Origin of the sequence: Chryseobacterium indologenes (assembly GCF_002025665.1) — a bacterium.
In the GTDB taxonomy this organism is placed as follows: domain Bacteria; phylum Bacteroidota; class Bacteroidia; order Flavobacteriales; family Weeksellaceae; genus Chryseobacterium; species Chryseobacterium metallicongregator.
On the sequence record NZ_CP018786.1, the window covers coordinates 13,252 to 25,388 of the forward strand.

12 protein-coding genes are annotated in these 12,137 nt (G+C 36.3%); 2 read left to right on the forward strand and 10 right to left on the reverse strand.

The features are described from left to right. Positions 1 to 44: 44 nt before the first annotated feature. Complete coding sequence (locus tag BUE84_RS00075; protein ID WP_027372006.1) at positions 45 to 374, reverse strand: HesB/IscA family protein; 330 nt, start codon at positions 372 to 374, stop codon at positions 45 to 47. Positions 375 to 586: 212 nt separating this feature from the next. Here BUE84_RS00075 and BUE84_RS00080 point away from each other — a divergent pair, with 212 nt between their 5' ends. Together BUE84_RS00080 and BUE84_RS00085 are read left to right on the forward strand one after the other, a co-directional pair. Then, entirely contained in the window at positions 587 to 1,525 is a 939-nt protein-coding gene (locus BUE84_RS00080) for a GLPGLI family protein (protein ID WP_079240012.1), read from the forward strand. A gap of 12 nt (positions 1,526 to 1,537) precedes the next feature. Further along, positions 1,538 to 2,392, forward strand: a complete 855-nt coding sequence (locus tag BUE84_RS00085; RefSeq protein WP_079240013.1) for a GLPGLI family protein — start codon at positions 1,538 to 1,540, stop codon at positions 2,390 to 2,392. A gap of 66 nt (positions 2,393 to 2,458) precedes the next feature. Here the strand turns inward: BUE84_RS00085 and BUE84_RS00090 are convergent, their stop codons facing one another. From BUE84_RS00090 to BUE84_RS00130, 9 genes are all read right to left on the reverse strand, one after another. After that, positions 2,459 to 3,322 (reverse strand): neutral zinc metallopeptidase, encoded by an 864-nt coding sequence (locus BUE84_RS00090; RefSeq protein WP_079240014.1) that lies wholly within the window; start codon positions 3,320 to 3,322, stop codon positions 2,459 to 2,461. A 65-nt stretch (positions 3,323 to 3,387) separates the two neighbouring features. Then, positions 3,388 to 5,466, reverse strand: a complete 2,079-nt coding sequence (locus BUE84_RS00095; protein ID WP_079240015.1) for an alkaline phosphatase family protein — start codon at positions 5,464 to 5,466, stop codon at positions 3,388 to 3,390. Positions 5,467 to 5,634: 168 nt separating this feature from the next. Continuing rightward, entirely contained in the window at positions 5,635 to 6,153 is a 519-nt protein-coding gene (gene ribH / locus BUE84_RS00100; RefSeq protein ID WP_034691815.1) for a 6,7-dimethyl-8-ribityllumazine synthase, read from the reverse strand. Between the two features lie 3 nt (positions 6,154 to 6,156). Continuing rightward, positions 6,157 to 6,864: a hypothetical protein gene (locus BUE84_RS00105; RefSeq protein WP_079240016.1), complete on the reverse strand. Its 708-nt coding sequence runs from the start codon at positions 6,862 to 6,864 to the stop codon at positions 6,157 to 6,159. 228 nt (positions 6,865 to 7,092) lie between these two features. Next, entirely contained in the window at positions 7,093 to 7,629 is a 537-nt protein-coding gene (locus BUE84_RS00110) for an adenine phosphoribosyltransferase (protein WP_079240017.1), read from the reverse strand. A gap of 3 nt (positions 7,630 to 7,632) precedes the next feature. Then, positions 7,633 to 8,832: a hypothetical protein gene (locus BUE84_RS00115; protein WP_079240018.1), complete on the reverse strand. Its 1,200-nt coding sequence runs from the start codon at positions 8,830 to 8,832 to the stop codon at positions 7,633 to 7,635. Between the two features lie 116 nt (positions 8,833 to 8,948). Next, a complete protein-coding gene (locus BUE84_RS00120) occupies positions 8,949 to 9,965 on the reverse strand; it encodes a hypothetical protein (RefSeq protein WP_079240019.1) in 1,017 nt (338 codons plus the stop codon). Between the two features lie 141 nt (positions 9,966 to 10,106). Then, complete coding sequence (locus tag BUE84_RS00125; protein ID WP_034691800.1) at positions 10,107 to 11,438, reverse strand: hypothetical protein; 1,332 nt, start codon at positions 11,436 to 11,438, stop codon at positions 10,107 to 10,109. A gap of 8 nt (positions 11,439 to 11,446) precedes the next feature. Continuing rightward, positions 11,447 to 12,136 carry a c-type cytochrome gene (locus tag BUE84_RS00130; protein ID WP_034691797.1) on the reverse strand — a complete coding sequence of 230 codons (690 nt, stop codon included), beginning with the start codon at positions 12,134 to 12,136 and terminating at the stop codon, positions 11,447 to 11,449. Position 12,137 lies beyond the last annotated feature (1 nt).

Below are 12,137 nucleotides of genomic sequence, written 5' to 3' on the forward strand. Positions count from 1 at the left end.
AGAGTAGATCTGAGGTCTGAAATCTAGGATCTAATGTCTTTTCTCTAAAGACTAAATGATTCCCCACACCCACATGTTCTGGATGCATTCGGGTTGTTAAAAACAAACCCTTTTCCGTTCAATCCTCCTGAATACTCAAGAGTTGTTCCTGCTAAATAAAGGATGGATTTTTTATCTATAATAATTTTAATGTTATTATCTTCAAAAATCTGATCTGTGTCTGTTTTTTGGTTATCAAACTTTAAAACATACTCTAAACCAGAGCATCCGCCGCTTTTCACCCCTACTCTTATATAATCTTCAGCAGGGTTAAAACCATCTTCCGTCATTAACTGGATGGCTTTCTCCTTTGCATAGTCTGATACTTTTATCATTGTATTTATTTAGAATGATTTAATGATGCAAAAATACGAACTAATTTTCGCAATCTCAAATCGAAGATATCTATTTTAATGATTCTGTTATTAATAGCAATTTCTGAGAGGATAAATTATGTTAAAAAATAATAAATTTAGCCTTTCAATGTGAAGATTTCATTAAGGATTTAACCTTGAATCTTATTTTCTATCTATAAAGAAAATTGGTCATGAAACAAAAAATAATAGTTTTTTTTGTATTGTTTTTCACCATTGTATCCTATGGACAGACCACCAGATTTGTTTATGAAACCTTGGTAAATCCGGATTCAATCAATCTGGTAAGTATGAAAAGTGAGAGAACTTTTCTGGATGTTAAAGGAGATCGTTCCTTATTCATCAGTGAAAATAAATTGAAAAGAGACTCTCTTTTTGCAGAACTAAGGTCAGAAATAAAGGAAAACAAGAAAGAGGAAAAAGATTTTTCAAAAATGGAAGGAAAAAAACATTTTGAACCTACATTTTTTGAATATTTCATTACCAAGACAATTCCGGATCAGAAAGTGTATTATTATGAGAAGGCTTCCGGAAAACAAATTTATTATCAGGAAGACAGACCTGTAAAATGGGAAATCACTAATATGATTGAGAAACAGAATGGATATTCTGCCCAAAAAGCAGTTGCCGAGTTTGGAGGAAGAGTCTGGACAGCTTGGTTTACTAAAGAAATTCCACTGTCTGACGGTCCTTACAAGTTTTCAGGATTGCCAGGACTGATTGTAAAACTGGAGGATGACAAAGGAGATTATAAATTTGATCTTGTGAAAAAGCTTACGCTTAAAAATGCTTTTGAAGAACAGATAAATGCTGATGCTAAGCAAAGTACAAGAATTAATTTCCATGGTGATAAAGCTGCTCTTGAACTGGAATTCGGTAAAAACAAAAAAGCGATGGCCGGGAATAATACTGGTGGAAATATGAATTTCGGAGGTGGAAAACATGGCGGCGGAATGAATGGTGGTGGAATGAGAGGAGGCGGCAACGGAAGTGGTGGAATGCACAGAGGCGGAATGGGTGGAGACAATCAGGGAATACCCATGTCACAAGGCTCATCTGTAGAAATACCTTCTTTTACCAATATAGCACAGAATCCAATTGAATTAAAATAAATAAAAATATAAATGAAAAAATTAGGTATTATCGCATTGGCACTGTTCATACAGAATGTTTCTGCACAGACAAACAGGTTTGTGTATCAGGTGACTATGAAGCCTGATGCTGAAAATAAAACAGATATCAAAACTGAAAATGCTTATCTGGATATTTCTCCGGAAAAATCAGTGTTTTATTCTGAAAACAGAATCAAAAGAGACTCCATTATGCAAAAAGCATTTCAAGGTGGGGGCGGAAGAGGAAGTATCAACAGAGATCAGATGGAAGGTTTGAGAACGAATATCAACTATTCTGTAGAAAAGGATAAGACGAACCAAAAAACATATTTTAAAGACAGAATAGGACGTGATCTCTATTCTTATGAAGAAGACAGACCTCTGAACTGGAAAATTGGATCAGAAACCAGAAAAATTGGCGATTACAAAGTTCAGAAAGCTGAAACCGAGTTTGGAGGAAGAAAATGGACTGCATGGTTTACGACAGATCTTCCTTATCAGGACGGACCTTATAAGTTCGGAGGGCTTCCTGGACTGATTGTAAAAGTGGAAGATGATAAAGGAGATTATTCTTTTGATTTAATGAAAAACTATAAAATTGCTGAGTTTCCAACATTGAACCAGTTTGGAAATACTTTAAAAGTAAAAAGAACAGATTATTTAAAGCAGCAGCAAAAGTTTAAAACTGATCCAATGTCATTCATGAGTCAGGGTGCGGGAGGGATCAGTGCTCCGATGAGAGTAGGCGGAGGTGGAAGAGGCCCCGGAGGTGGTGGAAACCAGAATCCTTCCGATATGAGAAAGAGAATGGAAGAAAGGGTAAAAGAAGAAGCCAAGAAAAATTCCAATCCAATCGAATTGCAATAAATAAAAAATGCGGTCTTAAGCTAAGACCGCATTTTATTTTATATCATCACAATAATTGTGATAAAACTATTTTAATAGTTGGTTGAAAGTATCACCTTGTCTGATATCACCAGTGTTGTAACCTTTCATAAACCATTCTTTACGTTGTGCAGATGATCCATGGGTAAAGCTTTCCTGATTCACATATCCCTGTGCTCTTTTCTGAATATTATCATCTCCAACGGCTTCTGCAGCATCTATGGCAGATTCTATATCTCCGGGTTCAAGAATATGTTTGCTGTCATTGGTTCTTTTTGCCCAGACTCCGGCATAGAAATCAGCCTGTAACTCTGTAGCAACGGATACTCTGTTCATCTGTTCTTCGGAATATCTTCCGCTTCTTCTTAGCGCATCCACTTTCTGAGTAGTTCCCAAAAGAGTTTGTACATGATGTCCTACTTCGTGGGCAAGAACATAAGCTACTGTAAATTCTGTTACTTTAGCTCCGAATTTTTGCTGAAGTTCACCAAAAAAGCTCATATCCATATAAACTTTCTGATCTGCCGGACAATAGAACGGGCCCATGGCAGATTGCGCTGTACCACATGCTGAAGAAGTTGTATTTTCAAAAAGAACCACTTCAGGAGCACTGTAAGTCATTCCGTTTTCCTTAAAAATCTGATCCCAGGTAAGAATATTCCATTTGGCCATCATATCAACCATTTCTCCAATTTGTTTTTCTTCGGCAGTCAGTTCTCTTTGTTCTCCTGTATTGCCTGAAGGCTGTATTCCTCCGGAATTCAAAATACCGGACGGATCACCTCCCAAAAAGAATACGATGGCTGCTATAATTAAGGTTCCGAGTCCGCCTCCTACAATCATACCTCCACTTCCGCCTCCTGAACCACGGCGGTCATCAACGTTTCCGCCTCTGTCGTCTGTCCATTTCATATCAATAAATTTATGGGTTAATTTAAATATTTTACACCAGATTATAAGCGAAAATATCTAGATATTTATCTGTTGAGTTGTTTTGTTTTGAGCCAGTAAGACGTAGACTGATAAGCTGATACAGCATCATCTACCAGTTTCTGATCTGGATCTTTTAATAATTTTTCGTCGTAATACAGCTTGAATTCCGGTTTCAGGTCACTTTTTTCCAGTTCTAAGGAGTATTGTTTTACTTTTTTTACTGGCGAAATAATAGTTAAACGCTCTCCTTTGATAAATCCTAGATCCTGATAGGTTGCCACATATGCTTTAGGTTGGAATTCCTGTCTGAAGACATCCTGGCCCAAAAATTTAGACTGATAGTTGAAATTTAATAATCCCATAAGTGTAGGCATAACATCTATCTGAGACATCAATGCATTGAATTTCTGCGGCTGAATAAATCCTTCAGAGAAAATCATAGCAGGAATTCTGTATTTATCCATCGGAAGCTCTGTTTTTCCGGCACTGGATGCACAGTGGTCTGCAATGATAACAAAAACTGTGTTTTTATACCAGTCTTGTTTCTTAGCCATATCGAAGAACAATTTAAGCGAGTAATCCGTATATTTTACACCGCCTTCACGGGATTTTGCTGTCCCAGGAATATCGATTCTTCCGTCAGGATATGTAAACGGTCTGTGATTGGAAACTGTCATCCAGTGATTGAAAAACGGCTTTCCTGACTTGGCTTCGGCATTCATCACCTGAATAGCCTTTCTGGCCATATCTTCATCCGCAACACCCCAAACATTGGCAAAAGTAATTTCTTCAGGTTTAAAGTTATTTCTGTCTACGATACCGTAGCCGTTTCCTCCGAAGAAGTCCTGCATATTATCGAAATAGCTATAGCCGCCGTATAAGAATTTAACATCATATCCTTTAGACTTGAAAACACTTCCGGTTGTGAATTTATTCTTATTGTCATCTCTTTTGATGATGCTTTCTCCAGCGGTAGGAGGAATACATAATGTCAAAGCTTCCAGGCCGCGTACCGTTCTGTTTCCGGTTGCATACAGATTGGTAAACATTAATGATTTATCAGCAAGGCTATCCAGAAAAGGAGTAATTTTTTGCGTATTACCATAGTGTTCCATGAAATCGGCAGAAAGACTCTCAATAGAGATCAATACTACATTTTTCTTCACTTCCGGTTGTTCAGCAGCTACAGTCCTTGATAACGTATGTTGTGGATATTGGCTTAAGAAATTCTTTTCGGCCTGCTGTTGGTTAATTTGTGAGTAAAACTGGAAATAATCCAGCTCATTATGGGTAAATGCCCAGTAGAACTTAGGAAGTCCGTTAGCTTCAATTTCGTCTGCGAAAACATTGTCAGATTTGATTTGCATCAAAGACGGTATTGCCAGTGCACTCAGCGCACATAGTACCATAAAACTGCCCAGAAGAACCATTTTTTGTTTAAAATCGGGAAGCTCAAGCAATTCATCTTTTGTTTTCTTATAAATAAACCATGTGATGGCAAGGGTCACGATCATGATGGCAGAAAATAACGGAACAACCGGATAACTTTCCATAATATTCCCAATGACCTCATTGGTATAAATAAGATAATCTACAGCAATAAAATTATAACGAACCCCAAATTCATTGTAGAAGAAGTATTCACTTACTCCGTTAAAAATAATCAGAAGAACGTATAATAGTAATGTAATGAAATATAATGTATTACGGATCTTAATTCTTTGTGTAGGAAGAAACAGCATCAATCCGAAGAAAAGAGTCTTTATTCCTACGAAAACAAGGGCAATTTCCATGATAGAACCTCCATACTGCTTGAAAATATTGTTCGGAACAAGCCAGATATAAAGGAAGAATAGAACTAATGCTCCCAAAATAAGATAGCCGTAAGGCTTTTTATATTTTGAATTGGAAAGAAAGAGGAAGTAAAGGGCGAGAATAGAGCTGGCCAATATGAAAACAAAAACGTCATTCACCAGACCTATGAGCAAAACTTTTACGACTTCGAAAAATCCAAAACTAGCGGTAGTAATAGGATGAAAAAAGAATATTGTTCTTATTATCAATGAAATAATAAGATAGAAAATTCCTAAATACAGGAAGGGTTTTATTTTTTTTAAAAACATGTAGTGTCTGTCTTTATTAATTTTCACAAAGATAGTTTTTGTAGAGAACTTTTGACAGAAAAAAAGAAAAACATCCTTTTTATTAATAAGATTTATGAATTATTTATATACTAATAAAAAAGGACTATTAAAAAATAGTCCCATTATATTGTCGAAGCAAATTATTGGTTAAGAATGTCCGAAACCAATATTTCCTTTTTTATCAGATAATTTCTTTTTGAAATCAATCATTCTAAGAGCTGTAACGGCTGCTTCTACTCCTTTATTTCCAAGATCTCCACCGCTTCTCGCAATAGATTGTTCTTTGTTATCATCCGTTAATACACAGAAAATAGTTGGAGTATCTGTCATGATATTACAGTCTTTAATTCCCTGTGCTACTGCAGAACATACATAATCAAAATGAGGAGTTTCCCCACGGATCACACATCCGATAGAGATTACTGCGTCATATTTTCTCTCTTTGCAAAGCTGCATGCTTGCATAGCTTAATTCGAAGGCTCCTGGTACAGGGAAAAGTTTGATGTTTTCAGGTTTTACCCCTTCTTTTTCAAGGATTTCCAAAGCTGCATCACGAAGATTGTAAGTTACAAAATCATTCCACTCAGAAAAAACAATGCCGATAGAAAAATCTTCGGCATTAGTTATATGAAGTGGCTTGTAATCGGATAGATTAACTGTTGCCATTTTTTAATAATATTTAGTCATTTCAATATAAGAATCAGACATTCCGTTGTCGTAGTCCTGATATTTTTCATCAATTGCAGAGAAGTATTTTTTAGCTTCTGCATTTTTCTTTAATCCTAATGCAACGATACCTGCTTTTCTTGTGAAATAATATGTTGTATAAGGATCATCAGATGCCGATGCAGCCTGATCTAACAAACCTAAAGCCTCATCATTTTTGTTAAGACCTGATTTTGCGTCTGCCATAGCACCATACTTCATTGCCATTAAAGTCTTGTTTTTGGAAGAGAATTTATCTAAAAGATCATAAGCTTCCTGGAACTTTCCTTCTTTGAATTTTAATAAACCGGCATTATAAGAAGAAAGCTTACCGATTTCAGTAGAAGCATATTCATTTGCTGTCCCTATAAAACCAGGATTAGCAGCAGATTTTCCACCCAAAGCATCTTTATCTTTACCTTCAGCAAGGTTTTTCTGAGCAGCAAGGAAACTTTTTACAGCTTCAGTGTTCTTTGGAGCAATTACAAATTGCTTGTAAGCAAAGAATCCTAAAACTCCTAAAATCAAAGCTCCAAATATAAAACCAAGTGGTTTTGAATATTTTTCAACAAATCTTTCAGTGTTTAAAGCTTCTCTGTCAAGGTCTTTAAAGAACTCAACTGTTTCTTTACCTTCTTGCTCGTTCTGAGCACTCTTTCCCAATTTTGCCATAAGTTTTTAAAAATTGAAATGCAAATTTAATTGTTTCTGAGAGATTTACAAAATACTTTATGAGTATTATTGAGGAAATCTTGTGAATTGTTAATCTTGGATGATGAATTTATTAAAAAAAGATGCTTCGACAGGCTCATCAAGACACTTCTAATACTGTTTGTTCTAATCTCACAGTAAATGATTAGCGTTGTCATGCTGAACTTGTCGAAGCATATATATTAAATCTTAGTATCCTAAAATATGGTAGATTTCTGCCCCGAATTTTTTCAGTTTTTCATCACCATTCAAACCTTGTAAGCCGATAAGAAAACTAAACTGTGAAACAATTGCTCCTTGTTTTTCTACCAACTTGGCAGCAGCTTCAGTAGTTCCTCCTGTTGCTAAAAGGTCATCGTGGATTAAAACTCTTTGTCCGGGTTTTATCTGTCCTTCACGGGTTTCAATAATGGCACTTCCATATTCCAGATCATACTTTTCTGAAATGACTGGTGGTGGAAGTTTTCCTGCTTTTCTGATTAAGATGAATGGCACTTCCAATGCTACAGCAATTGCGATTCCAAAAAGGTAACCACGGCTTTCAATTCCGCAGACTGCGTCTATCTTTCCTTTACTGAAGGCTACAAGATCTGCAATAACGTCTTCGTAAAGTTTTGGGTCTAAAAAGATGGGTGAAATATCCTTAAACTGTATTCCCGGAATCGGAAAATCTGGGATATTTTCAATTGTTTCTTCTAATCTTTTGATGAGTTCTGCTGAAGCCATTTATTAATTGATTTTATAGCTGGAAATTTTCCAGTCTCCATTTACATTTTTAAGCCCGAAAGTTACTTTTAGAGAAGTTGTCTTCCCGCTTTTATCCGTTACATCATAAGTAGCATTTACGCTGGCACTGTTAGCTGATGTCCCATTAGTCGTAATGTTTTTTACGCTTACATTTTTCACAGATCCAAAACCTGAAGTAGGATTTGAGAAAGATTCATAGCTTCCCCAGCTTGGGTTACTGGCTGTTTCGTAAGCTGCTTTTAAATTCTGAGAACTTACGCTGTTCAAAAACTTCGTGACTGTATTTTTGGGGTCTGCCGTCGGTTGCTTTGGAGCAGCAGGCGTTGCAGGAGTAGCTGTTGCAGGATCTGTAGTTGCTCCAGGAGTCGCTGTTGGATTGTTTGGATCTACCACCGCGCTTGGTTGCTCAGTCACTGCTGTTGAATCAGTTTTTGGGATTGCAGGAACTTTCAGAGCTGCTGCATTTACATCAAGACCGATTTTAGACATTTTGAAAGTCTTGGCTGTTGTTTTTACTGAAACCGTGATGTCAATTTTGTTATCCACTACTTTTGCAGCAGGGATAGATGAGAACTTTAAGTTGAATCCTTTAAAGTTATTATCCTGCATCAGGTTTTTAGCAGTAGCCAATCTTACACCGTTACTGTAGACTTCAAGAGTTGCTTCAAGACCAGCTCCTGTGAATGATACAGGGTTTCCGGCCGCATCTACAAGTCTTGGAACAATTTGAATCGCTGTAGGCGCTCCGGTTCCGTCATCTCCTGTAGGTCTTGTCACAAGGCTTAATGATCCTGCTTTTACATCATTAGGATCACTTTCTTTAGCTTTATCATCCCCGAAGATATTCATTTCTCCAAGTGATGGTGGGGCAGTACTTGCCCATTCTATTCCGTTTTTTTGTGCAATTTCATCAGCCAATGACATGATTTCAGGAACTTTCTTCCCGTTAATCAGTTTTCCAAGGGCTTTTAGCTCATTGATATCACCGTCTGCCTCTACCCCAAATGTTTTAAGGATATAAAGAGCTTCATTAAACTTAATCTGCTTAATGGTAGGTAAACTGGAAGTCATATCATTGATACTTGACTGCAGTGTTTTAGTATTCGTAGCATCTACATGATCTTTCTTACATGCTGTAAAAAGCAACAGACTGAAAACAAGTAGAAAAGAAAACTTTTTCATTTTTATTTGGTTTGTTGCAAATTTAATAAAACCTTTATTAATACTGGATTTTATTTTTACTTTATGTTTTATAGCTTGTTTTATTTCTTTTTCACAGTAGCCATAATCCTATATTTTTACTTTTTATTGGATTGTTCTTTTAAGTCTCCTTTGAAAAAATTGCTGAAGATAGTCTGCATATTTGGGAATGAAGGATCCTGCCAGTAAGAAGTTTTGTAATTACTGTTTTCTTTATCAAATTTTACTTTTTCAATATCATTGTCGTTATTGAAGCTGAGTTCTGTAGGATAGAAATTTGTGTAAACGGCAATCTGATTGTATTCAGGTTCACTTTTGTGTTTAAGTTTTACAAAAACAAGTTCATTGTATTCAAGGAAATCTTTCAATGTTTTTTCTGTTCCTTTTTCAAAGGACATATTAAGAATTGTTCTGATATCATAAAATCTATATCCGAAGAAAGAAAATTCTTTTTCCTGAAGCGCTCCTCCTGTTACCTCAATCTGATCTTTACGATCACCTTTCAATTCTCTGATGATATTTCTTTTTGTTTTATATTCTTCCGGGTTTCCTACATTTTTAAGTTTTGGAATCTGTAGAGAATTTCCATAATCCCATGATGAAGTCTGTTTTTTCTCGTTTTTAGGTTCTGTCAATCTGAAAACCCTGTATTGTTCAACATTGGTACTTTTTAGTTTTTTTGTTTTGTTGTCAAAAATATAGGTTACAATTCCGTCGGTATAACTATTCAGTTTATTATTTACGGTCACGTAAGCATTAAAATTTCCTTTGATAAAAATGTATTTGGCAGGTTTGTTATTTTTGATAACTACAGTTTCAATTTCCTTTACCTGGTCATTGATTTTTATAATGGATTGCTCAAAGTCTGCATATGATAAAGTGGCAACCGGAAAATTATTATAGACAAGCTGAAACTTTTCCTGCGAGGGGGACAATGATTGTTTGTTAATCTTACCTTCGATATCTGAGTATGCCAGAATAGTTCCATCTTTCCCAAACACTGAAACTCTGGGAAGGGGAGTATTACTTTTTTCAGAAACGAAAGTGATGGTCTGTGCCTGAATAAAGCTAAACAGAAAAATGAAAAACGAGTAAAGGCAAAGTTTTATTTTCATAATAAGATTTTGTTTTTAGTTTATTGATCTCATTATAGAGACGCATAACGTTCAGAATGGTTGCCTGCAGATTGGTATGCATAAAAAAAGACTGATCGTTTTAACAATCAGTCTTTTATAATTTTATTTTGTTACAAGTCCTTAGAAAGGATACTCATAAATTTCAGATTCATGTAAGAATGGGTTTCCTGTAGGAATCAACTTCAGTTTAGATAAAGCTGAAAGTACAGTAAACATAAATAATCCAGCTACGAATAGGATTGCTCCAAGGATTAACAAGAATACTTCAGGAGTGTTCCAGTATGGTCCTACTGTTCCCGGCATTACCATGTTGAAGTAGTCTAAGATGTGCCCTAAGATCACTACTACTGCCATTGTAGTAACTACTTTATAGTTTCTCTTGATGCTGCTACTTACTAATACCAATAGTGGTAATAAGAAGTTGATGATCAACATCGGTAAGAAAGTAGGAGAGTAGTGTTGGAATCTACCGAAGAAGTAGTTAACCTCTTCCGGAACGTTTGCATACCAGTAAAGCATGAACTGAGCGAACCATGTATATGTCCAAAGCATACTTGTAGCGAAAAGGAATACTCCTAAATCGTGTAAGTGGTTATCATTGAACTGTGGTAAGAAACCATTTTTCTTAAGATAAACACTTAATAGAATGATTACAGCGATACCACTTGAAAGGCAGCTAACCATTGAATACCAGATATACATTGTAGAATACCAGTGAGGGTCAATAGACATCAACCAGTCCCAAGCCCAAGCTGCAGAAGCAAATCCGAAGAATGCGATATATCCTACTGCCCATCTGTAAAGCATTTGGTACTCTACTTTAGACTTAGTTTCATCTACTTTCTTAGACTGAGCTTTTAATTTCCAAGCGAAGAAAGAAGCACCAATCACATAGATTAAAGTTCTTACTGCGTAGAAAGGAATATTTAAGAATTTTTTCTTTTCGAATAAGATCACATCAAAATGCGGAGAATCCGGGTTTGTCAATTCAGGGTCCATCCAGTGGAATAAGTGACCATTATGAGTGATGTTTAAGATCATCAGGATTACTAAGATTGCACCACCGTAAGGGATATAAGAAGCAATAGCTTCCATTACTCTTGTAATGATGATTGGCCATCCTGCGTGTGCAGCGTGCTGAATAGAATAGAAGAATAATACGCAGCAGCTCACTCCAAAGAAAAATACAGCTACAAAATGTATTGCTGCTAAAGGCTGGTTGTGTACCTGTAATGTAGCGTGCTCAAGGTGAGCAGCGTGATCCTGAGGTCCAACCATTTCACTTGAGTGTGTAGGAGCAGTATGACCTGAAGCATGAACAGCTTCCATCATTTGTTCTATTTTCTCAGTAGAAATTCCTTTGTTCAAAAAGAAACCAATACCGAAAAGAACTAAACCTACAACAAGAAGTATTATAGAAGTTGATTTTAATTTTGGTGAAAAACTATACATTTCTTTTCTTATTTTTTAGTTTCGGTAGTCGTTTCAGTTGTTGCTGGTGCCGCCGCTGTAGCTGCTGCCGGTGCTGCTGCTCCTTTTTTGAAAGCACTCATCACATACATTGCTACTCTCCATCTGTCTCCTGCGTTCAATTGTCCCGCATAAGATCCCATGGCATTTCTACCGTTTGTTAATACATAATGAACAGATCCTACAGTAATTTCTCTGTCAGCATAGTTTGGTACTCCAGAGAATGCTCCACTTTGAACGATAGGTCCTTGTCCATCACCTCCTGTACCGTGACATGCAGCACAAGTGTGATCAAACAATATTTTACCTCTTTCAAGATCCTTAGCTGCATTAGCTGGGTTCAAAGGAGATGCTGTAAGTTTTTTAGATGCTTCATACCCTGCGTTATACTCGTCAACGTTTTTAGGTAATAAGCTTTCTTCAAAAACTCCGTCTTTATTCTGAGGAACTGATCCTTCTACCGGAGAAAGACCTGTTGCACCATTATTTTTAACAAAAGCAGGAATTTCATTTTCATGATCTGAATAAGCGTCCTGAGCTTTCATCAATGGATCATAAGCTACCGGAAAATACATGTCCGGGAAATATACCAACGGAGTGTTCTCCTTTGGTCCGCAAGAGTTAAGTAAAACTGTAGTTAAACCTAAAACCGCTGTAATTTTTAATACATTCTTTTTCATT

What these genes read in the sequence shown, in the direction of transcription:
- BUE84_RS00075 (WP_027372006.1), bottom strand. Translation starts at nt 374, where the DNA reads ATGATAAAAGTATCAGACTATGCAAAGGAGAAAGCCATCCAGTTAATG.
- BUE84_RS00080 (WP_079240012.1), top strand. Translation starts at nt 587, where the DNA reads ATGAAACAAAAAATAATAGTTTTTTTTGTATTGTTTTTCACCATTGTA.
- BUE84_RS00085 (WP_079240013.1), top strand. Translation starts at nt 1,538, where the DNA reads ATGAAAAAATTAGGTATTATCGCATTGGCACTGTTCATACAGAATGTT.
- BUE84_RS00090 (WP_079240014.1), bottom strand. Translation starts at nt 3,322, where the DNA reads ATGAAATGGACAGACGACAGAGGCGGAAACGTTGATGACCGCCGTGGT.
- BUE84_RS00095 (WP_079240015.1), bottom strand. Translation starts at nt 5,466, where the DNA reads ATGTTTTTAAAAAAAATAAAACCCTTCCTGTATTTAGGAATTTTCTAT.
- ribH (WP_034691815.1), bottom strand. Translation starts at nt 6,153, where the DNA reads ATGGCAACAGTTAATCTATCCGATTACAAGCCACTTCATATAACTAAT.
- BUE84_RS00105 (WP_079240016.1), bottom strand. Translation starts at nt 6,864, where the DNA reads ATGGCAAAATTGGGAAAGAGTGCTCAGAACGAGCAAGAAGGTAAAGAA.
- BUE84_RS00110 (WP_079240017.1), bottom strand. Translation starts at nt 7,629, where the DNA reads ATGGCTTCAGCAGAACTCATCAAAAGATTAGAAGAAACAATTGAAAAT.
- BUE84_RS00115 (WP_079240018.1), bottom strand. Translation starts at nt 8,832, where the DNA reads ATGAAAAAGTTTTCTTTTCTACTTGTTTTCAGTCTGTTGCTTTTTACA.
- BUE84_RS00120 (WP_079240019.1), bottom strand. Translation starts at nt 9,965, where the DNA reads ATGAAAATAAAACTTTGCCTTTACTCGTTTTTCATTTTTCTGTTTAGC.
- BUE84_RS00125 (WP_034691800.1), bottom strand. Translation starts at nt 11,438, where the DNA reads ATGTATAGTTTTTCACCAAAATTAAAATCAACTTCTATAATACTTCTT.
- BUE84_RS00130 (WP_034691797.1), bottom strand. Translation starts at nt 12,136, where the DNA reads ATGAAAAAGAATGTATTAAAAATTACAGCGGTTTTAGGTTTAACTACA.